This window comes from Eudoraea chungangensis (assembly GCF_029360665.1).
In the GTDB taxonomy this organism is placed as follows: Bacteria; Bacteroidota; Bacteroidia; order Flavobacteriales; family Flavobacteriaceae; genus Eudoraea; species Eudoraea chungangensis.
In genome coordinates this window covers 232,293-254,254 of the sequence record NZ_JARDUB010000004.1, presented here as the reverse complement: position 1 = coordinate 254,254, position 21,962 = coordinate 232,293, and the positions used below count along the sequence as shown (strand labels likewise).

The window sequence follows — 21,962 nt, the reverse complement described above, 5'->3', positions numbered from 1 at the left end:
AAGCATGCTTTTAAAACCTATTGAACAGTCTTTTAAAGTGAACTATAGCTATAGTTTACATTTTACCAAGGGTATTTTTAGTATAGAAAATACGCTCTTAAAAGAGGTTATTTCTCCTAGTGATTCTTCAAAGATTGTAAAGGTCTTATTCGTGGTAGATTCAGGACTTTTGGAAGCAAATTCTTGGCTGTTAAAGCAAATAGATGCCTATGGAGAGGCCTTTAAAGATAGCCTGAGAATTACCGATATTCTTGTTTGCCCTGGAGGAGAAGCAGCAAAAAATGATCAAGAAAATGTTGAGAAGATTTTGGAGGGAATACATAAAAATGCTATTTGTAGACATTCATTCGTTGTAATAATTGGTGGAGGAGCGGTAATTGATATGGCCGGATATGCTGCAACTATAGCTCACAGGGGAGTTCGTTTAATTAGGGTACCTACTACGGTTCTTGCGCAGAATGATGCTGCAGTAGGCGTAAAAAATGGTATAAATGCCTTTAATAAAAAGAATTTTATAGGAACCTTTGCTGTTCCTCATGCCATTATAAATGATATAGACTTTCTTGATAGCTTAGAACAGCGAGATTGGATAGCAGGTGTTTCGGAAGCATTAAAAGTGGCTCTAATAAAAGATGCTAACTTTTATAAGGAGATAAAAGAAAGAGCAGAAAAGCTAAAAAATCGAGATAAAGATGCAATGCTATATACCATTTATAGATGTGCAGAAATGCATATGGAGCATATAGCAAAAGGAGGAGATCCCTTTGAATCGGGATCATCAAGACCGCTCGACTTTGGTCATTGGGCAGCGCATAAATTAGAAGATATGACAGCTTATTCCTTAAGACATGGAGAAGCTGTGGCAAAAGGAATCGCCTTAGACCTTTCCTATGCATACCTCTTATCTTACATATCAGAGGATACTTGGTCGGAGGTTTTAGAAGTGATGCAGAAAATAGGTTTTGATTTAAGCCTACCTATTTTTAGTCAAAAAGATCTGCAGACCCTGTTAACTGGAATCGAAGAATTTAGGGAGCATTTGGGGGGGCAGCTCACAATTACCTTAATCGATAGAATTGGAAATAAATTTGACGTACACGAAATAGATCTGCAGTTAATGGAAAAAGCAGTGAATCTTTTAAACGAAAAAGTAAAAATTAAGGTAGTTTAGTAGTATGAAACTACAGCATGCATACCATCTTTCCTATTGTACCAACATACACCCGGGCCAGGATTGGCAAAGTACTTTTAACAGCTTAGTAGGCTATCTTCCTAAGGTTAAAGATCAGATTTCTGCAAATGACGATTTTGGGATTGGTTTGCGCTTGTCTAATAAGGCAAGTGAAGAATTAGATGAGGGTAATAATTTGCAAGAGTTCAAGGATTGGTTAGATTCTCAGAATCTTTATGTTTTTACTATGAATGGATTTCCTTATGGGAACTTTCATAAGGAGGTAGTTAAAGATAAGGTTCATCACCCAGATTGGACTACCCGAGAGCGGGTAGACTATACCAAACGATTATTTGATCAGCTGGCATTTCTTCTCCCCAATGGCATGTCTGGCGGAATTTCCACTTCTCCGGTTAGTTATAAGCATTGGCATAAAACGAATAGTGATACGGTTAAAGTCTTTAAACTAGGGGCTGAGAATATTACCGATATTATTGTGCACCTTTTTGAAATTGAAAAGAATACGGGAAAGTATTTGCATTTAGATATAGAGCCGGAACCGGATGGCCTCTTAGAAAATACGGAAGATGTTTTAGCTTTTTTTCGAACCTATTTGTTGCCCATAGCTTCGGAAAGGCTACTTGAGATATACGGTATAAATGGTCAAAAGGCTAAAGAACTTACTCTAAAATACTGTACGCTTTGTTACGATATTTGTCATTTTTCCTTGGCTTTTGAAGAGCCAAAGGAAACCTTTAGAAGATTAAAGGAGGCAGGGATAAAAATTGGTAAAATACAAGTCAGTGCGGCATTAAAAGTCTTATTTAAAGAGACAAATGAGAAGGAAGTATGGGAGGCTTTAGAAAAGTTTAATGAGCCAGTTTATCTTCATCAAGTAACGGAGAAAACCGAAAAAGGGATAAAGACGTATAACGACTTACCTCTTGTTTTAGAGAGTAAGAAAAAAGTAGAGGAGTTAAGAGCACATTTTCATGTGCCAATATTTTTAGAATCCTTTGATCAGTTGTATTCTACGCAAGATCATATCTTAAAAGTCGTATCGATTTTAAAAGAGGATAAGAGTATTACCGAGCATTTGGAAATTGAAACATACACCTGGGAAGTTCTTCCTCCCTTGTTAAAAAGAGATCTTGCAGAGTCTATTATTCGCGAGCTACAATGGTTTAAGGATAAATTTTAAGCATGCAGAAAACGGTAGTTTTAAATATTGTAGGTCTCACGGAAAGACTTATTGGGGTACATACTCCTTTTATTAAATCTTTTCTAGACAGAGGAGCCTTTACGTCTGTGGAGCCCATGCTTCCGGGGGTTACCTGCTCGGCCCAGTCTACCTATCTCACTGGGAGGTGGCCAAGTGATCATGGTATAGTAGGTAATGGTTGGTATTTTAAAGAAGAGTGTGAAGTGAAGTTTTGGCGGCAGTCCAATAAGTTGGTAGAAAGTGACAAGATCTGGGATGCTTTAAAAAAAATAGACTCGAGCTTCCGCTGTGCCAATATGTTTTGGTGGTATAATATGTATTCTTCCGTAGACTACAGCGTAACTCCTAGACCAAACTATTTAGCGGATGGTCGTAAGATACCGGATATATATTCTCATCCTGCAGATCTGAGAGATTATTTACAAAAAGAATTAGGGACCTTTCCATTATTTCACTTTTGGGGACCCAAGACTTCTATAAAGTCGAGTAAATGGATTGCGGATGCAACCATCTTAACGGATAAAAAAAACAATCCTGACCTAACACTTGTTTACCTACCACATTTAGATTATAACCTCCAACGCCATGGCTTGGATTTTTCAAAAATTGGCAAGGACCTGACCGAAATCGATGAGGTCGTTAAAAATCTAGTAAATTACTACGAAGAGCAGGGGGCAAATATTATAATACTCTCCGAATATGGTATTACAGATGTTTCCAACCCTATTCATTTAAATAGAGTTTTACGTGATGCAGGTCTTCTAAGTATTCGGATAGAAAGAGGCCTTGAACTTTTAGACGCAGGGGCTAGCAAAGCTTTTGCTGTTGCTGATCATCAAATAGCACATATTTACCTAAATGATATCTCTATCTTAAAGGAAGTAAAAAGCATTCTCAAAGAAGTTCCAGGGGTTGAAAAAGTTTTGACGGGTCAGGAAATTAAAAATGCTCATTTAGAACATGCAAGATGTGGCGACTTGGTAGTAGTAGCGGATAAAGACTCTTGGTTCACCTATTACTTTTGGCTAGACGACTCTGTAGCGCCAGATTTTGCTAGAATGGTAGACATTCATAAGAAACCTGGCTATGATCCTGTTGAGATGCTAACAGACCCAAATGATCCATTTGTAATGCCTAAAGTAGTGGGTAAATTATTGAAAAAGAAAATGGGCTTTAGGACGGTGATGGACGTAATCCCATTAAAGGCTAATTTGATAAAAGGTTCTCATGGTCGAATTCCGGAAGAGAAAGAAGATTTTCCTATTTTTATAACCAATAATAAAGGGGCATTGGGTAAAGAGAATCCCTTAGCCACAGAGGTTTATGATTTAATTTATCAACATTTAATTTCTACCTAGCCATGAAAGCGCTTAAATATCTTTCTTTAATTTTTGGGGCTATGTTCCTCTGGGCTGCCTATGTCCAATATAACGATCCGGACGTTTTTTATTGGTATGCAATATATGGTGCAGCTGCATTAGCTTCCTTTCTGTTTTATCTAAACAGGCTTCCATATTTGGTCGCCATTATTTTAGGTATTATCTACGTGATTATAACAATTAGTACTTGGCCGGATCAGTTTGAAGGTGTTACGATTGGTCAGGGAGATATAGTAAATGTAGAAAGAGGTAGGGAAGCTCTTGGGATGCTGATACTGGCAATAACGATGTTTGTTTATGCCATTGCCATTCGCAAATTTAAACCCTAAATATCCAAATCAAACTTTTTACGTAAAACTTCAAGAGCAGGATTTATCTCCCGCAATTTCTCATACTTTTCTTGTGGGGTATACACATATTTTTTATTTAGTACTTCATTTACTTTGATGTGCAGATCAATATTGTAATTATTCAGCTTTTTACGAAGAAAGCTAAGCAAGGGATACTGCTCTCTTTCAATTTCGGTTTTCATGGTGCTATTTGGCATTTCAAGCCAAACTTCGGTCTCGTTTATTAATTCAGGTTCACTAGAGCTTAAATTAGAAGCCATTATTTTTTTTCCATCCTTGTTTAGTTGAAGGATATATTCATTCCAGAGTTTCATAAAAGTTTCTTTTTCAAAAACTTCCTTAGGAAGGTTGTCTTCATCTATAACTACTTCTATCTTTTTTAACTCGTGTTCTTTTTTCGCTTTAAGACTAGATAATGAAAGACCAGATACTTTTTTTACACGTGGACTAATATTAATTCTCGTCTCGGGTTTGCTAATAATTTCTGTTATATTTTTATCAGTCTCAAACAAAACTTCTTCCTTAAGCACAGGTTCGGGGACGCCACTATTTTGAATCTCCATAGCGTCTTCAATTACATCCGCGGTCTGGTTTTCTTTACCGTGAAACGAATTAGAAATTTGAGGAGGGGTAGAATTTCCATTTTTCGAGGGCGCCAACTTTTTAAAATATGCAGTAGGAATAAGGTTTATCTCACCTATACCAACCCCTAGTTGGCTCTCAGATTTTTTTTTTTCTGAGGTGAATTCTACGGAGGCAATTTTCATTAGGGTTAGTTCTACTAAAAGCCTTTGATTTTTGCTAGATTTATAGTTTAGGTCGCAAGTATTGGCTAAATCAATTCCCTTTAAAAGAAAAGAATTAGAGGTTTTTTGTGCTTGTTCTAAGTATTTTCTTTGGGTCAATTCACCAACATCCAATAAGGAGATAGTTTCTTTGTGTTTGCACAACATCAAATCTCTAAAATGTGATGCTAGGCCATTTATAAAATAATGTCCTTCAAAACCTTTGGCGAGTATGTCATTAAAAAAGACTAGAGCTTTGGGGATGTCTTTATCAAGCAAAATATCGGTCATACTAAAATAGGTCTCGTAGTCCAGAACATTTAGATTTTCTGTGACTACAGCCCTACTTAGGTTTTTTCCTGCAAAACTCACAACCCTGTCAAATATTGATAGTGCATCTCTCATTGCTCCATCTGCTTTTTGTGCAATGATGAGTAAGGCGTCTTCTTCTGCTTCAATACCCTGTTCCTCTGCAATATATTTTAGATATTCGGCGGCGTCTCGAACTGTAATCCGCTTAAAATCAAAAATTTGACATCGGGAGAGAATGGTCGGAATAATTTTGTGCTTCTCCGTAGTTGCCAAAATAAAAATGGCATGCTTAGGTGGTTCTTCAAGAGTCTTCAAAAAAGCGTTAAAAGCTGCCTGAGAAAGCATGTGTACTTCATCTATAATATAGACCTTATATTTCCCTACTTGAGGGGGAATACGCACCTGTTCAATTAAATTTCTAATGTCATCTACCGAATTATTAGAAGCAGCGTCTAGTTCAAAGATATTAAAGGCAAAATCTTCTTCTCCATGTTCTTCCCCATCCTGATTTATTTGTTTTGCCAAAATACGTGCGCAGGTGGTTTTTCCGACTCCTCTGGGGCCACAAAAGAGCAGTGCCTGTGCCAAATGATTTTGTTCAATGGCATTTAGGAGTGTATTGGTAATAGCTTGCTGTCCTATGACATCCTTAAATGTCTTTGGTCTGTATTTTCTTGCCGATACGATAAAGGGTTCCAAATCTTTGCTTTTGTTTTATGGCTACTTCAGCTATTGAAAGGCTGTCTTACAAATATAGAAATAGCACCTTATTAAAGTGTTTGTTTTGCTTAATAATGAATAGTTTTTATCAACAATTAACGCCAATGTAAGAAAATAATAGAAGCTATAATTTGCTAAAAGTAATTAGACACCCTAAACTAAATTGTACCTTTGTCTTTACAGGCGGCCTTATCGCGCTTTATCAAATAAAGTGAGGAAAGTCCGGACACCGAAGTGCAGTATAGCGGGTAACGCCCGTCGCCCATGTGTTTAATATGGGAAGGACAAGTGCAACAGAAAGAATGTACGGGTAATGCCGTAGTGAAATCAGGTAAACTCTATACGGTGCAACGCCATGTAAATCAGTGTTTGAGGGTTGCACGCCCAAATTGAAGGGTAGGCGGATAGAACTTAGCGGTAACGCTAAGTCTAGATAAATGATAAGGAAGCTCCATTTATGGAGTTACAGAATCCGGCTTATAGCCTGTATTAAACAACCTTGCCTTAGGTTCTTAGGAATCTTTTGGCGAGGTTTTTTAAACTACTGAAGACTGAAAAAAACTGAAGGCAGAACTCCCGTATTTTTTACCTTCTGTATAGGATGGAAGCTTAGTGAGATCTGTGTATTTAGAATGCTCTATAATCAGGAGGCCATCGGGTTTTAATAGATTTTTTTTAAATATTAGTGATCTTATGCTCTCACAATCCTTATCCTCAAAACTGTAAGGAGGGTCTGCAAATATTAAATCAAACCTATTATTTGTCTTTTCAAGGAAAGGCAGAACATCTGTTTTAATAACCTTAATAGGAAGTTCTAATTCTTTGGATATTTTTGCTATAAAGGCGCAACACTTATAATCTTTGTCAATCGCGAGAACTTCATCTACCCCCCTGGAGGCAAATTCTAAGCTAATATTACCTGTCCCAGCGAATAGGTCTAGCACTGAAATTTCGTCTAAATGATAGCGATTATTTAAGACATTAAATATGGCCTCCTTAGCCATATCTGTAGTGGGTCTTACTGGAAGTCCTTTTGGAGGAGCTATTTTACGTCCTTTATGGGTACCCGAAATTATTCGCATTAGAGCGCATTTAGAATATTAAAATCTATTTCCTTGACTATTTCTTCGGATAGTAGGTCGTTTGGAGGAATAAATAGGGAAAGATGCTGAATATACTTGTAGGTAGCATTATAGTAATCATCTTCTAATTCAACATCCCCAAATAGGCGCATTTTAATAGCCTCGGGATCTAGTTTTAACTGCTCCATAGTAAATAATAGATAGTATAAGTAGTCCTCTAATGAGCTGTAATAAAAGGAATTGTAAAAGAGCAGTTGTTTAGACTTTAAAACAGTTATTTCTAATTGGTTGTCGCATAGATAAACATAACATATAGTCTCATTAGTCTGTCCATGTGCTTTTAAAAGAGCCTCGACCATTACGGTACCATTATGTTTAAAAGTAAATTCACCAAACAGATCAAAGATGTAGTTATTAATATTCACAAACGGAACATAAACATTGACTAAATCGTAATTTGGAATTTCATCAAAATCAAGATGATCATTAGCCAATATTTTCACATTGAATTTTAGATAATTGGCCAATTCATTACTATCAAAAATGGCTAAGGGGACAAAACTAAAAAGTGAATTTTTATGGACTACGACGACTTCAGAATACAGTTCTGAGGAAAGCTTATGTTCGGTGATAAAGGATTTTAGTTTTTTCTTTAATTCATATGGAGTTACGTCTGTTTCAAAAGAAATTCGTTCGAATTGTGAAATAGAATTAGCAATAGTATCTACAATACAAAAAGAAAGTCCATTCAAGCTAACCTGAATGGACAATTTCTTATAATTTTCTATAGGACTATTTCTCTCCTTTTTTATCATAAATTGGGGGCCAGTTACCATTGGTACTTACTTCATTAAGAGAACCTACTTTAATTTCGGATCCATTAACTTCTTCCACACTTATTTGAGCATTTTCTCTATTTAAAAGATCTTTTGGCTGGTCGTAGAGAATAACATCTTTTTTAACCTTGGCTTCAAATACAGGAGCCTTATAACCTTGTTTATCAATAATAGCAGATTTCATTTCAAAAGTTTCTGATCCTTGTGCATAAGGTACATTCATCATGGTTTTGTATCTATCATCACCTTTAAATAAAGAGTCTTTAACCGCAACAAAGCCAAGAGTATCAATTATTCTAACTTCTTTAAGCATGTCAATTCCATAAACTTTGTCGTACTCCATATAGGATGAATCTCTTTGCTGGGTGATAGTGTATTGCCCACTATCTACGAAGGAGACAAGGGATTTGAAGTCACTCGCGAATTTTCCATTAACGGTTCTATACGCTTCCTGGGAATTTCTTATGTCCTTTAGATTAGATATAACTTTAGCAAAACGTTCTTGCTTAACTTTCTTAAATTCTATCGGTCCGGTTACGGATCTATAAATAAGATATCCAAGAATAATACATACAATCCAAAGTGCTATTTGTAAAACAGTTCTCATTTGGTCAATTTTTTGTTTAGAGGTCTTCACAAATCTACAATTTTTTTTTAATCGTAAAAGGTTTTGACCCAAAAATCCTCTTTATCTTTGATGCTCTATGAAATTGTCTACAGCTTCTTCCTTTTATGAAATATTAAAGACCAATTTTGTCCATATACCAACAGAGAAGCAGGATATTACTTTATATAAGATTTCTGAGTATGTTCATTCCAAGAATAAAGAAAGTATTTTTCTCTTAAAAGGCTTTGCAGGTACCGGTAAGACTACCATAATAGGAACTATAGTTAAGAATTTATGGAAGACCACATTTAAGACGGTTTTAATGGCACCAACTGGAAGAGCTGCCAAGGTTATGAGTAATTATTCCAAGACCGAAGCTTTTACTATCCATAGGAAAATATACTTCCCTAAAAAGGAAAGGGGCGGTGGAATAAAATTTGTTCTAGCGCCAAACAAACACAGAAATACTCTTTTTATAGTTGATGAGGCTTCTATGATACCCGACGCACCATCTGAATCCAAACTTTTTGAGAACGGTTCTTTGTTAGACGACCTTATTTCTTACGTTTATTCTGGTTTCAATTGTAAGCTAATGTTGATAGGTGATACAGCACAATTGCCTCCTGTCCGTCTCCTAATTAGTCCGGCTTTAGACGAACAAAAGCTAGCCCTAAATTATGATAAAGAGGTAATAGTCTTAGAATTGGATGAGGTAGTAAGGCAGGCCGAAGACTCTGGTATTCTTGTTAATGCCACTCAATTGCGAACAGATTTGGCGGCCCCCGTTTTACCTAATTTTCAATTTGATGTAAGAGGATTTAAAGATATTGTGAGACTTGTAGACGGCTATGAGATACAGGAAGCTATAGAGAATGCTTATCAGCAAAACGGTAAAGAAGAAACGGTTTTTATAGTAAGGTCTAATAAAAGAGCTAATCTCTATAATGAAAGTATACGCAATAAGATATTGTTTTTAGAAAACGAATTATCTCCGGGCGATTATATGATGGTGGTAAAGAATAATTACTTCTGGCTAAAACCCAATTCAGAAGCTGGTTTTATTGCTAACGGAGATATTATTGAAATCTTGGAGATTTATGCTATTAAAGAGCTATATGGATTTAAGTTTGCCGAAGTGAAAATTAAAATGGTAGATTATCCAAACCAAAGACCTTTTGAAACTGTCTTACTTCTTGATACTATCAGGGCAGATTCCCCTTCATTGCCCTATGAAGAAAGCAATAGACTTTATCAACAGGTTTTGGAAGATTATGCACATGAAACTTCCAAATACAAGAAGTTTTTGGGGGTTAAAAACAATAAATATTTTAATGCCTTGCAGGTTAAATTTTCCTATGCCATTACTGCTCATAAATCACAGGGAGGACAATGGGAAACTGTTTTTGTAGAACATCCCTATTTACCTAATGGAGTGGATAAAGATTATTTGCGTTGGCTTTACACGGCTATAACAAGAGCCAAATCACAATTATACCTCGTTGGGTTTAAAAGTGATTTTTTTGTTGAAGGTGAATGACTTAATTTAGTGCTACAGTTTAGATAAGATGACCTCAGAAAGCATAATTAGTATTTTTTTAGGTGTTGGCCTTGCTGCATCAGCTGGCTTTAGAATATTTTTGCCACTTTTTGCATTAAGTTTAGCTTCTCATTTTGGGGTCTGGGAGCTCAACGAACACTGGCAATGGCTGGGCAGCATGTTTGCGGTAATTACCCTTGGAATAGCAACCGTCATAGAGTTATTAGCATATTTTATTCCTTGGGTAGATAATATGTTAGATAGTGCAGCGCTGCCCCTCGCCGGCATAGCAGGAACCGCAGTAATGGTATCTACCATTGCTGATCTAGACCCGGTAGTAACTTGGTCTTTAGCGATTATAGCCGGAGGAGGTACGGCAACAGCGATAAAGGGAGCTTCTGCCACCGGGCGTTTAACTTCTTCCCTGAGCACAGGTGGCTTGGCAAATCCAATTATATCTACTGTTGAATCTGGCACCGCCCTGGTAGTAACTACGGCATCTATTTTTGCACCAATTTTGGCTGTAATTCTAGTTATTGTAATTTTATGTTTTATCTTTTATATCTATCGAAAAATGCAACCTAAGCTAAAAAACAAATAGTCCACTTCCATGAATAAAATTATTGCCATGATACCTGCCAGATATGCTGCTTCCCGATTTCCGGGGAAATTGATGGAAGACTTGGCCGGGAAACCAGTGATACTGAGAACATACGAGGCGGCAATTAAAACAAAACTTTTCGACGAAGTCTATGTGGTAACCGACAGTACTATTATCTACGACACTATAGAAACTGCCGGAGGTAAAGCCATTATGAGTTTGGAAGAACACGACTGTGGAAGCGATAGAATAGGAGAGGCGGTAAGAGATATGGATGTGGATATTATCTTAAATATCCAAGGAGATGAACCGTTTACCGACAAGGAAAGTCTGACTGCAGTTTTAAAAGTTTTTGAAGACGATGTGGACAAGGAAATAGACCTTGCTTCTTTAATGACTAGAATGACTAGTTGGGAAGAAATAAATAATCCAAATACGGTAAAAGTGATTGTGGATAACCGCAATTTTGCACTTTACTTTTCGAGATCACCTATTCCCTTTCCAAGGGCAAAGGAGTTAGATATTCCTTATTTTAAACACAAGGGTATTTACGCTTTTCGTAAGCGTGCCTTAATGGATTTTAGGAGGTTACCGATGCAAATCCTAGAAGCTGCGGAAAAGATTGAAGCGATAAGATACCTGGAATATGGAAAAAAAATAAAAATGGTAGAAACAACCGTGAGCGGCATAGAGATAGATACTCCTGAAGATTTACAAAAGGCAATAAAGGCATGGATGTAGATTTTAGTAACATTAAAGTAGTTGGTTTTGATGCGGATGATACGCTCTGGATCAATGAAACTTACTTTCGTGAGGCAGAAGAGAGGTTTGCCGAATTTTTGGAAAAATTTGAAACGAAAAATAAGGTAGATCAGGAACTGTTTAAGATGGAGATGAAAAACCTGGATATTTATGGATATGGAGTTAAAGGTTTTATGTTATCCATGATAGAATCGGCCCTGGAATTATCGAATTTCACTATATCACAAAATACCATCGCAGCTATTTTGTCATTGGGAAAGGAAATGATAGAAAAGCCAGTTGAATTACTTCCCGGTGTTAAAGAAGTTTTGGCCAGGTTAAATGATAAATACCGTTTAATAGTACTGACAAAGGGAGATTTATTAGATCAGGAAAGGAAATTAGAGAAATCAGGTTTATCCAGTTATTTTCACCATGTAGAAGTTTTAAGCGACAAAAAAGAAAATAACTATAAGAATTTACTGGAACACCTTGAAATAGAGCTTGATGAATTTTTAATGATAGGCAATTCACTGAAGTCAGATGTTTTACCTATTATTAACTTAGGTGCCAAAGCAGTACATGTCCCATTTCATACCACATGGGCACATGAAGAATTAGATAGAGATGTAAAGCTGAAGAACTATTTAACTTTAAATGGTTTGTCAGATATTTTAAAATACCTTAATTGATGTTATGGAGTTTAAAAATGAAACCATAAATAGTGAAAGAGACAAGCAAATTCTAAAGCCATCCTATCGAAATTTTCCAATGGTACCAAAGGTTGTTTTTGGAGAAGGAAGTTTTGATCAATTAGGAGATATCCTAATGTTGAAGAGGGAGAGTGTAGACGCTCCGATGATATATTTGGTAGATGATGTTTTTAAGAATTCTAGTCTAATTAACAGAATTCCATTACTTTTTGAGGATAGGATTATTTTTCAATGTGCTGAACAGGAACCGAAAACGGAACAGGTAGATGCCTTAGTTGCCAACATTAAGGAGAACTGTAAAGAACTACCTTCTGGAATTATAGGAATTGGGGGAGGTACTGTGATGGACCTGGCAAAGGCAGTGGCCATTATGCTCAAGAATAAAGGCTCTTCCGTGAAATACCAGGGATGGGATTTGGTGAATAAACCGGCAATTTATCATGTAGGTATACCCACAATAAGCGGCACAGGTGCGGAAGTTTCTAGAACCACTGTTCTTATGGGCCCAACAAAGAAACTTGGAATAAATTCTGATTACACGGTTTTTGATCAGGTAATTTTAGATCCTGAACTTTTACAGGGGGTTCCTAAGAATAAATGGTTTTATACAGGAATGGATTGTTATATACATTGTATTGAATCTCTAAATGGCACTTTTTTAAATGCCTTTAGTCAGAGTTATGGAGAAAAGGCCCTGGATTTGTGTAAGGACGTTTTTTTAGGAAATTTGAATGATTCAGAAGCTAGGGCAAAGCTGATGATGGCTTCATGGCATGGTGGCATGAGTATAGCTTACTCACAAGTAGGAATAGCACATGCTTTGAGTTATGGTTTGTCATTTCTTTTAGGGATTCGTCATGGATTAGCCAATTGTTTGGTATTTCAGCATTTGCAGGAGTTTTATCCAGAAGGGGTAGCTACTTTTAAAAAGATTTTAAACAAACATGCCATTGATTTACCAAAAGATATCTGTAAAGGACTTTCTGAGGATCAATTTAACATTATGATAAATGTTTCATTAAAAATGACGCCACTGTGGGAAAATGCCTTGGGGAAAGATTGGAAAACCCGTATTTCACCTGAAAAAATCCGTGATATTTATTCTAAAATATAAAATTATTCCCAACAAATAAGAAAAGGCGCGCAAAGCGGACCTTTATAACATACAAAACAATTTCATGCAGTTTATTTCTAAGTTTATTTACTTCCATTTAATGGGGTGGAAGTTTACAGGAGACTTCCCTAAACTTAAGAAATGTGTAGTGATTGTTGTTCCGCATACTAGTTGGGTCGACTTTGTTATTGGTCTTTTAGTGCGAAGTATAATAGGTGAGAAAATAAATTATATCGGAAAAAAGAGTCTTTTTAAGCCTCCCTATGGTTGGTTCTTTAGATGGATGGGAGGAGCACCGATTGATCGCTCAAAAAACGATAATAAGGTGGAAGCAATAAAGGCCATATTTGATGAAAGACAGGAGTTTCGTCTTGCACTTGCCCCAGAAGGTACCAGAAAGAAAGTTTCTGAGTGGAAAACAGGGTTTTATTATATTGCATCGACAGCTAAGGTGCCAATAGTGATGGTAGCTTTTGATTTTGGGAAAAAGGAAGTGAAAATTTCCGAGCCTCAATACCCCACTGGTAATTTACAGACAGATCTAAAAACATATTACACTTTTTATAAAGGTGTAAAGGGGAAGGTTGCCGAATATAGCTTTTAGTACAAATAAAAATTTTACTTTACAGATTAATCGGGGTTATTGCCTTACTTATTTTCAGAAAGTAAGTGTCTTGCGTAAATAGAATTTTATTGCGCTTCTTTCATAGTGTGATACACATTTTGTACATCGTCGTCCTCTTCTATTTTTTCCAATAATTTCTCTACCTCTTCCATTTCTTCTGAAGTGAGTGCTTTGGTCATTTGGGGTATTCTCTCAAAACCCGAAGAAAGAATTTCTAACTTACGTCCTTCCAATTCTTTTTGTATGGAACCAAAACTCTCAAAAGGGGCGTATATCAATATCCCATCGTCGTCCACAAAGACTTCTTCCGCTCCAAAATCGATAAGATCTAATTCTAATTCTTCTGGATCAATACCTTCTGAATTGATTCTAAAATTACAGCTGTGATCAAACAAGAACTCCACCGATCCAGAAGTGCCAAGGCTTCCGTTATATTTATTAAAGTAGCTTCTAATATTTGCCACGGTCCTCGTATTATTATCCGTTGCAGTCTCCACTAAAATGGCTATTCCATAAGGGGCATAGCCCTCAAATAGAACTTCTTTATAATCTCCCAGACTCTTATCGCTGGCTCTTTTAATGGCGCGTTCTACATTGTCTTTGGGCATGTTTACTGCCTTGGCATTTTGTATTACAGCACGCAACCTAGAATTTGAGTCAGGATCTGGTCCTCCTTCTTTTACAGCCATAACTATGTCTTTGCCAATCCTTGTAAAGGCTTTGGACATAGCAGACCATCTTTTCATTTTTCGTGCTTTTCTAAATTCGAAAGCTCTTCCCATAGATGAATTTTGATTTTGGTTGGAAACAAAATTAATAATTTTTAAAACGGACACAAGTCTGTCTCAGAAAACTAAACTAAGCGTTTAAAATAGTATTGATCGTTTTTGCCAAGGCAAAGTCTTTTTCAGTAATCCCACCGGCATCATGAGTGTTTAAATGGATACTGAGGGAATTATAGACATTTGTCCAGTTCGGATGATGGTTCTGTTTTTCACATTCAAATGCAATTCTTGTCATTATTGAAAATGTGGTTTTAAAACTATCAAATTTTGCCTCTCTATAAATAGCCCCATCTTCGTAATTCCAGTCGGGCAATTCCTTTAGTTTTTCTGCGATTTCAATTTCTGAGTATTTCTGCATAAAAATTTGTTTAAAGTATAGATCTTCCTAACAATATAAAGATAACTACTTAAATCATCAGATGATGGTCTATAATTTCCTGATAACTTATTCTAAGGTTTTTTGGAAGCTTGTTTTCCTTAGGCAATACAGCTAAATACCTTTCTTCATTTGTGGTAAAAACTCTTTTGTAAATTGGACTAAATTCTCCAATTCGATCCACAATGTCTTTTATAAAATCATCATGATGTACCAAATCGGAACTTCCTAAATGATAAACACCGCCCTTATTTCTATTTATTAAATAATGAATCTGTTGCGATAAACGGTCATCATTGGTTACATTGATTACAAGATTTGGAAAAACCTCTATTGCTTCGTTATTCCAAATAGCTTTCTTGATTTCTTTAATTCTGGGAGAAGTATTTCCAAAAACCATGGGGATTCTTAGGATGGCCATTTTACTTTTGGGCAATCGCAAAAGCATATTTTCAATTCGGATTTTTAATCTGCCATAGATGCTTTCCGACAGCGTTTTATCGTTTTCATAAGAAGGATATTTGCTGTAGGCATCAAAAACATTCGCAGAGGAAAGAAATAGCAGTTTACACTTATTTTGGTGTAGATATTCAATAATATGTTGATGTGCTTGAACCTGAGAAGCAAAATCACCCCTAACTGCTGAGATAATAATTTGTGGCTTTATCCTATTTAGTATTTGAACAATATCGTCTTCCCGAAGGTCATACCGTACAAATTGTTTGTTATTTTCAAAACTGGCTCTCGCAGAGTTATACGTCCCGTAGGTATCGTAATATTGGCATAATTCCTTGTAAATGGCCTGACCAATAAAGCCACTGCCACCTAAAATAAGTACTTTTTTGTCTCCTCCTTTCACTAATCCTGTTATCTCGTATTTATATTATGGAGGTTATTTTTTATAAAATGGCAGTTTAACAATAGTAGCCGGAATTTGTTTTTTTCTGATTTGTATAAATATTTTAGTATCTGGTATGGCCATTTCTCCATTTACATAACCTAGTCCAATACCCTTATTTAAAGACGGGGACATTGTCCCAGAAGTAACCCTCCCAATAACCTTACCATCCTCTGCAACAATTTTATAGTCTTTCCGAGGAATACCTCTATCATCTAATTCAAATCCTACTAATTTCTTAACTAATGGTTGCTCCTTTTCCTTTTCCAAAGCCTTAGAATTGACAAAGTTTTTACTGAACTTAGTAATCCAGCCAAGTCCTGCCTCTAAAGGTGAAGTTGTGTCGTCAATGTCGTTGCCATAGAGACAATAACCCATTTCTAATCTAAGTGTATCTCTGGCAGCCAATCCAATAGGCTTAATTCCAAAAGCGGCTCCCGCCTCTAATACCTTATTCCATATTTGTTCCACTTCCTCATTCTTACAATATATCTCAAAACCTCCAGAACCAGTGTACCCAGTTGCAGAAATAATGACATTAGGAATACCTGCAAAATCACCTACCACAAAATGATAAAACTTAATATCTTTTAAAATAACACTGCTTAAGGCCTGCATCGCTTCTACAGCCTTTGGCCCTTGAATAGCCAATAGAGAAAAGCTCTCTGAGATGTTACGCATTACCGCCTGGTGCTTCTGGTTGTATTTGGAAATGTGTTCCCAGTCTTTCTTTATATTACTGGCATTAACCACTAAAAGATAGGTTTCTTCTTTTACTCTGTATATTATTAAATCGTCAACTATCCCGCCACTTTCGTTAGGAAGGCAACTATATTGTGCTCGTCCGATATTTAGTTTGGCAGCATCATTAGAACTTACTTCCTGAATAAGTTCTAAGGCCTTAGGTCCTTCAATTAAAAACTCACCCATATGACTAACATCAAACAGTCCTACAGACTCTCTAACGGTTTCGTGTTCTATGGTTACCCCTTCGTAGGAAACAGGCATAAGATATCCGGCAAATGGGACCATTTTGGCTCCAAGAGCTTCATGTATTTTTGTCAAGGCTGTTGATTTCATTGTCATGGTTTTAAGCAGGTCAAATTTAGAGAAAAATAATAGATACTCTTCTTATGATTAACTTAGATTTATGGGTTATTAGTCTTCTAGTAGGTAGGCTTTTAATTCGCTATAGTCATTAATTCTTTTTGAGGTTTTCTTTTGTAAAAGTAATTCTTCAATTCCAGAGGGAAGAGGAATACTAATTTTCAAAGTTTCTTCTACTACTTGAAGGAATTTTACAGGGTGGGCGGTTTCCAAAAATACACCTAAAGTATTCGGATGATCTCTTTGGTATTTTTTTAAACCTAAGTATCCAACGGCTCCATGTGGATCCATGATATAATTGAATTTTGAATTTACCTCTTTAATGGCATTCTTTGTTTCGGTATCTGTATAAGAATAGGAACTAAGGCTATCTTTTAGAAGTTGAAACTTATTTTCAAATAGCGTGTCTATACGAACGAAATTACTAGGGTCTCCTACATCCATAGCATTAGAAATAGTAGAGACAGATTTTTTTGGTTCATATCTCTGCGTCTCTAAATAAGTAGGAACAGTGTTATTAGAATTTGTAGCGGCAATAAATTGCTTTACAGGCATTCCAAGCTTATGCGCTACCATACCTGCACAGATATTTCCAAAATTCCCACTGGGGACGGAAAAAACAAGAGGCATATTCCTCTTTTTTAAGGATTTAAAGGCCAGGAGATAGTAGAACATTTGTGGTAGCCAACGGGCTACGTTAATTGAATTTGCAGATGTAAGTTTTCTTTTTCCGGTGATTTCTGTATCTAAAAAAGCCTTTTTTACCATGGCCTGGCAATCATCAAAAGTCCCATTTACTTCTAAGGCATGGATGTTTTTTCCCAAGGTAGTCAGCTGTCTTTCTTGAATATCGCTTACTTTACCACTGGGATACAAAATTACAACCCGAACTCCGGGTACCCCTAAGAAGCCATTGGCCACAGCCCCACCGGTATCCCCTGAGGTTGCCACCAATACGGTAACCTCCTCCTCATTGTTTTTTGAGAAGACCCCCATACAATTTGCCATAAACCGGGCCCCTACATCTTTAAATGCTAATGTAGGTCCATGAAATAATTCCAGAATGGCAGTGTTTTTATCAAGGTCTATTAAGGGAAATGGGAAGTCTAACACTTTGATTAAAATACGCTTAAGCTCCTCTCTTGAAAGGCTGCCTTCAACAAATGGTAGAAAAGCCCTAAAGGCTATTTCCTGATCTTCAAGATTTTCTATATTGTTCCAATAATCCTGCGGCAATGGGGTAATAGTTTCAGGAAAATACAATCCTTTGTCTGGTGCTAATCCGTTAATTACAGCCTCCTTAAAGGAAACCTCTGGCGCCTTACCACCTAAACTGTAATATTTCATCTTAAAGAATTTTGGATAGAGTTATTTTATTACTTTTTCATTTCTATAGAGCATATATACCCTTTTTGTTAACCTTAGATACATAAATATCATAGTCTACGCCGATTTTGTTGTAAATATCTTGCATTGCCTTGGCTACCTTTTTAGCGTTTTTTTCGCCTTGTGATAAAGAAAAAATAGATGGTCCAGAACCTGAAATCCCCGTGCCAAGTGCTCCTGCTGACAGGGTAGCTTCCTTTACTTCCGAATAAGCCGGAATAAGCATGGACCGAATAGGCTCTACTATATGATCAACAAGCGATCTGCCGATTAGGTCGTAGTCTTCCAAAAAGAGACCAGCAACCAAACCTCCAACATTCCCCCATTGTTTTACCCCATCCTTAAGGGTAATCGAGGTTTTGAGAATTTTCCTGGAATCGGATGTTTTTACTTCAATTTGAGGATGAATAACGGTAGCAAATAATTCTGAGGGAGTATTTAACCCAACAACGTCTAGAGGATCATAACTTCTTACCAAGGTAAATCCTCCAAAAAGAGCCGGGGCAACATTATCGGCGTGTGCCACTCCACTGGCCAGAGCCTCACCCTCCATAGCAAATTTAACTAAGTCTAAGGATGAATAAGGTTGTCCCAGGAGTTCATTAATTCCCCAAACAGCTCCTGCTGCACTCGCTGCGCTACTACCAATACCGCTTCCTGCCTTTATTCTCTTTCTTATTTCAATTTCAAAACCACCGGAATAATCCAAGTCCTTTAAAAGTGCCAAACCTGCCACCCCTGCTACATTCCTAGAGGTTTCTAAGGGTAAATTTTGCCCCGTAATTTTGGATATTGTAAGACCTCTATTATCTGTTTTTCGTATTAACATTTCGTCACCAATGGAAGCAAGGGCAAGGCCCATAACATCAAATCCACAGGAGATATTAGCTATGGTAGCGGGGCAAAATATTTTGATTTCTTGCATTATCCTAGAAATTACCTATTCGTATTATATCTGCAAATATTCCGGAAGCGGTTACGTCAGCTCCCGCACCTGCGCCTTTTATTATTAAGGGCTGCGTAGGGTACCTATCCGTATAAAATAAAACAATGTTATCACTACCTTCCAAATGGTAGAAGTCGTGCCCCTTCGGAATGTACTCTAAACCTACTTTGGCCTTTCCATTTTCAAATTCAGCTACATATTTTAATTTACTATCCGATTCAGCTGCTTTGGCAAGCAAGGCCTGGAAAGAACCCTCTTCCTCCCGCAGAGAGGCGTAAAAGTCTTTATTATTCTTTGTGCTCAGACTATGCTCAGATAAGAAGGATTCATTTTTTATATCTGTAATATCAAGTGCGAATCCGCTTTCTCTGGCTAAAATGAGAATTTTTCTCATAACATCAACCCCACTTAAATCGATCTTTGGATCTGGTTCCGTATATCCTTCTTCCTGTGCTCTTTTTACTATTTCAGCAAAAGTGGTGTCTTTAGCGAAATTGTTAAATACAAAATTTAAGCTCCCGGAAAGTACAGCTCTTATTTTGTGAATTCTGTCACCAGACGCTATTAGGTGTTTTAGGGTGTCAATAATAGGTAGGCCTGCGCCTACATTTGTTTCAAAAAGGAAAGGAACCTCATATTCTCTGGAAAGATGTTTTAATTCTAAATAATTATCGATAGCAGAGGAACATGCAATTTTATTACAGCAGACTACCGCAATACTCTGTCTTAAGTAGTTCTTATACAAGAGTGCAATTTTCTCACTAGCTGTATTGTCCACAAAAATGCTATTTCGGAGATTCAGAGCGATGATGTTCTCATAGAACCCCAGACTATCTGCCTTTTTTCCACCCATTAGCGCATCTTCCCAATTTTCTAAGTCTATCCCATCTGGATCAAAAGCCATCTTTCTCGAATTAGATAAACCAATAATTCTTGGATTTATCTTCAATTCCTTCTTTAAATACTTTTTCTGAGTTTTGATTTGATTAATAAACCTAGATCCAACATTTCCTACTCCAGTTACAAAAAGATTAAGTTGTCTAATGTTCTCTTCAAAAAAAGCTTCGTGTAAGGTGTTTAGGGCTTTTTTTACATCTTCCATCTTAATTACCGCCGAAATATTTCGTTCAGATGCCCCTTGAGCTATTGCCCTTATATTAACATTGTTTTTACCTAGCGTACTAAACATTTTACCACTTAATCCTTGGTGACTCTTCATTCTATCGCCAACTAAGGCAACAATTGCTAAGCTACTTTCAATTACTACTGGATATATCTTCTGACGGTCAATCTCATGTTCAAAGGCTTTATTTAGTGCGAGTTCTGCTTTGGATGCATCATTGTCGGCAATTCCAACACATATGGAGTGTTCCGAGGAAGCCTGTGTTATCAGAACAACGCTTATCCCGGCTTGGGATATCACCTCGAAAAACCGTTTAGAAATTCCTGGAATTCCTATCATGCCCGGTCCTTCCAAGGACAACAAGGAAATATTATCAACATTACTTAACCCTCTAACTGCTTTTTCATTTTTTTCATTTATACTAGTAATGGTTGTACCTCTTTCTTCCGGTTTAAAGGTGTTCTTTATTTGTATCGGAATATGTTTGGAAAGCACAGGGTGAATAGTGGGAGGATAAAGTACCTTGGCTCCAAAATGAGACAATTCCATAGCTTCTTGATAAGAAATACCCGGAATAGCCTTGGCCTGTTTAACAATTCTTGGATTTGCTGTATACATTCCACTTACGTCGGTCCAAATTTCAAGGACCTCCGCCTCAACACCTCTGGCGAGCACAGCCGCGGTATAATCGGATCCTCCTCGTCCTAAAGTAGTAGAGGTTTGGTCTTTAGAAGAGGCAATAAAACCAGGTAAAACAGTTAGGCCATTCTTTAATGTATCCTTAAAGACTTTAATATTCTTATAGGTTAACGGAAAGTCAATAACAGCCTTGCCGTAAGAGCTGTCTGTTTTTATAATTTCTCGGCTATCCTTAAAATTGGCTTTTAATCCTGAAGTCTTAAAGTATTCAAATATTATATAGGAGGATAACAATTCTCCATAACCTAAAACTTTATCGGCTAATTTAGGTGTATTTTCTCCTATTAAAAAAGCCCCTTCAACCAATGCTTCCAAGGTGTTGAGTTCACTCTTAACCTTACTGAGTACAGGACTTTGCGATAATACCGGAATAAGCTCCTTGATGGTATTAATATGTCTTTCTTCTATTTCAGCCAAACTTTTCTTGTAGCTAATATCTTGCAAAGCCGCAAGACGAATAGTGCTTACTAATAAATCGGTAACCCCGCCAAGGGCGGAAACGACTACTAAATCTTTTTGTCCTTCTAAATTCTGGACAATCTGTTTAACTTGTTTAATATTTTTTGCGTTGGCTACGGAAGTACCCCCAAATTTTAAAACTTTCATGATAATAAATTATAATCGGTAAGAATAGAGCGAGATCTCGTTTTCGAAAGAAACTATAGTTTTACCCCAAAGGGGTTGTAAAGCGAGTTCCTGTAGCTTCTTGAATAAAGCTAAATTGGAAGAAAACTTGCAAGGAAAGATTGTTCTTAGTGATTTTCATTTAAACAGTATAAGCAATCAAAAGTAGTTTTTTTGATTTCCTTATCAAATATTTACTAGTATTTTTATCAAGTCGACAATA

21 protein-coding genes and 1 other RNA gene are annotated in these 21,962 nt (G+C 36.7%); 11 read left to right on the top strand and 11 right to left on the bottom strand.

Annotated features, from left to right (window positions below; genetic code table 11):
- Positions 1-4 precede the first annotated feature (4 nt).
- From PXG98_RS11100 to PXG98_RS11085, 4 genes are read left to right on the top strand one after another with little or no spacing between them, the layout of a single operon-like run.
- Positions 5-1,171, top strand: coding sequence for a 3-dehydroquinate synthase (locus PXG98_RS11100; RefSeq protein WP_276391103.1), 1,167 nt, complete (start codon positions 5-7; stop codon positions 1,169-1,171).
- 4 nt (positions 1,172-1,175) lie between these two features.
- The gene (gene eboE / locus PXG98_RS11095; RefSeq protein ID WP_276391102.1) at positions 1,176-2,372 is read left to right on the top strand and encodes a metabolite traffic protein EboE; all 1,197 of its coding nucleotides are present in this window, start codon (positions 1,176-1,178) and stop codon (positions 2,370-2,372) included.
- A gap of 2 nt (positions 2,373-2,374) precedes the next feature.
- Positions 2,375-3,751 carry an alkaline phosphatase family protein gene (locus PXG98_RS11090; RefSeq protein ID WP_276391100.1) on the top strand — a complete coding sequence of 459 codons (1,377 nt, stop codon included), beginning with the start codon at positions 2,375-2,377 and terminating at the stop codon, positions 3,749-3,751.
- Positions 3,752-3,753: 2 nt separating this feature from the next.
- A complete protein-coding gene (locus PXG98_RS11085; RefSeq protein WP_276391099.1) occupies positions 3,754-4,101 on the top strand; it encodes a transmembrane 220 family protein in 348 nt (115 codons plus the stop codon).
- On the opposite strand, the gene PXG98_RS11080 is transcribed toward PXG98_RS11085, so the two are convergent.
- Positions 4,098-5,918: a DNA polymerase III subunit gamma/tau gene (locus tag PXG98_RS11080; protein ID WP_276391097.1), complete on the bottom strand. Its 1,821-nt coding sequence runs from the start codon at positions 5,916-5,918 to the stop codon at positions 4,098-4,100. The genes PXG98_RS11085 and PXG98_RS11080 overlap by 4 nt on opposite strands.
- 197 nt (positions 5,919-6,115) lie before the next feature.
- On the opposite strand from PXG98_RS11080, the gene rnpB reads away from it, so the two are divergent.
- Positions 6,116-6,434, top strand: an RNA gene (rnpB, locus tag PXG98_RS11075) — RNase P RNA component class A.
- A gap of 41 nt (positions 6,435-6,475) precedes the next feature.
- Here the strand turns inward: rnpB and rsmD are convergent.
- The 3 genes from rsmD to PXG98_RS11060 are packed head-to-tail and all read right to left on the bottom strand — an operon-like array spanning position 6,476 to position 8,464.
- On the bottom strand, positions 6,476-7,021 hold the full coding sequence (rsmD, locus tag PXG98_RS11070) for a 16S rRNA (guanine(966)-N(2))-methyltransferase RsmD (RefSeq protein ID WP_276391095.1): 546 nt from the start codon (positions 7,019-7,021) through the stop codon (positions 6,476-6,478).
- Positions 7,021-7,836: a DUF3822 family protein gene (locus PXG98_RS11065; protein ID WP_276391094.1), complete on the bottom strand. Its 816-nt coding sequence runs from the start codon at positions 7,834-7,836 to the stop codon at positions 7,021-7,023. The genes rsmD and PXG98_RS11065 overlap by 1 nt, the downstream gene beginning before the upstream one ends.
- Complete coding sequence (locus PXG98_RS11060; RefSeq protein ID WP_276391093.1) at positions 7,814-8,464, bottom strand: hypothetical protein; 651 nt, start codon at positions 8,462-8,464, stop codon at positions 7,814-7,816. Before PXG98_RS11060 ends, PXG98_RS11065 begins: the two co-directional genes overlap by 23 nt.
- 97 nt (positions 8,465-8,561) lie before the next feature.
- On the opposite strand from PXG98_RS11060, the gene PXG98_RS11055 reads away from it, so the two are divergent.
- The 6 genes from PXG98_RS11055 (at position 8,562) to PXG98_RS11030 (ending at position 13,774) form a co-directional block, all read left to right on the top strand.
- Positions 8,562-10,001, top strand: coding sequence for an ATP-dependent DNA helicase (locus PXG98_RS11055; protein WP_276391092.1), 1,440 nt, complete (start codon positions 8,562-8,564; stop codon positions 9,999-10,001).
- Between the two features lie 28 nt (positions 10,002-10,029).
- Positions 10,030-10,602 carry a DUF4126 domain-containing protein gene (locus tag PXG98_RS11050; protein WP_276391091.1) on the top strand — a complete coding sequence of 191 codons (573 nt, stop codon included), beginning with the start codon at positions 10,030-10,032 and terminating at the stop codon, positions 10,600-10,602.
- 27 nt (positions 10,603-10,629) lie between these two features.
- A complete protein-coding gene (gene kdsB, locus PXG98_RS11045) occupies positions 10,630-11,343 on the top strand; it encodes a 3-deoxy-manno-octulosonate cytidylyltransferase (protein ID WP_276391546.1) in 714 nt (237 codons plus the stop codon).
- The gene (locus PXG98_RS11040; protein ID WP_276391090.1) at positions 11,334-12,035 is read left to right on the top strand and encodes an HAD family hydrolase; all 702 of its coding nucleotides are present in this window, start codon (positions 11,334-11,336) and stop codon (positions 12,033-12,035) included. Before kdsB ends, PXG98_RS11040 begins: the two co-directional genes overlap by 10 nt.
- Positions 12,036-12,039: 4 nt before the next feature.
- The gene (locus tag PXG98_RS11035) at positions 12,040-13,170 is read left to right on the top strand and encodes an iron-containing alcohol dehydrogenase family protein (RefSeq protein WP_276391088.1); all 1,131 of its coding nucleotides are present in this window, start codon (positions 12,040-12,042) and stop codon (positions 13,168-13,170) included.
- 64 nt (positions 13,171-13,234) lie between these two features.
- Positions 13,235-13,774 carry a 1-acyl-sn-glycerol-3-phosphate acyltransferase gene (locus tag PXG98_RS11030; protein ID WP_276391087.1) on the top strand — a complete coding sequence of 180 codons (540 nt, stop codon included), beginning with the start codon at positions 13,235-13,237 and terminating at the stop codon, positions 13,772-13,774.
- 86 nt (positions 13,775-13,860) lie between these two features.
- On the opposite strand, the gene PXG98_RS11025 is transcribed toward PXG98_RS11030, so the two are convergent.
- The 7 genes from PXG98_RS11025 to thrA all read right to left on the bottom strand — a co-directional run bounded on the left by PXG98_RS11025 (position 13,861) and on the right by thrA (position 21,721).
- Complete coding sequence (locus PXG98_RS11025) at positions 13,861-14,577, bottom strand: YebC/PmpR family DNA-binding transcriptional regulator (protein WP_276391085.1); 717 nt, start codon at positions 14,575-14,577, stop codon at positions 13,861-13,863.
- A gap of 76 nt (positions 14,578-14,653) precedes the next feature.
- Positions 14,654-14,938, bottom strand: a complete 285-nt coding sequence (locus PXG98_RS11020; RefSeq protein ID WP_276391083.1) for a 4a-hydroxytetrahydrobiopterin dehydratase — start codon at positions 14,936-14,938, stop codon at positions 14,654-14,656.
- A gap of 49 nt (positions 14,939-14,987) precedes the next feature.
- On the bottom strand, positions 14,988-15,815 hold the full coding sequence (locus PXG98_RS11015; RefSeq protein ID WP_276391082.1) for an NAD(P)-dependent oxidoreductase: 828 nt from the start codon (positions 15,813-15,815) through the stop codon (positions 14,988-14,990).
- A 33-nt stretch (positions 15,816-15,848) separates the two neighbouring features.
- A complete protein-coding gene (gene gcvT / locus PXG98_RS11010) occupies positions 15,849-16,934 on the bottom strand; it encodes a glycine cleavage system aminomethyltransferase GcvT (protein ID WP_276391081.1) in 1,086 nt (361 codons plus the stop codon).
- A gap of 78 nt (positions 16,935-17,012) precedes the next feature.
- Entirely contained in the window at positions 17,013-18,308 is a 1,296-nt protein-coding gene (thrC, locus tag PXG98_RS11005) for a threonine synthase (RefSeq protein ID WP_276391079.1), read from the bottom strand.
- A gap of 43 nt (positions 18,309-18,351) precedes the next feature.
- The gene (locus PXG98_RS11000; protein ID WP_276391077.1) at positions 18,352-19,272 is read right to left on the bottom strand and encodes a homoserine kinase; all 921 of its coding nucleotides are present in this window, start codon (positions 19,270-19,272) and stop codon (positions 18,352-18,354) included.
- A 4-nt stretch (positions 19,273-19,276) separates the two neighbouring features.
- Positions 19,277-21,721, bottom strand: a complete 2,445-nt coding sequence (gene thrA, locus PXG98_RS10995; protein WP_276391076.1) for a bifunctional aspartate kinase/homoserine dehydrogenase I — start codon at positions 21,719-21,721, stop codon at positions 19,277-19,279.
- Positions 21,722-21,962: the final 241 nt, after the last annotated feature.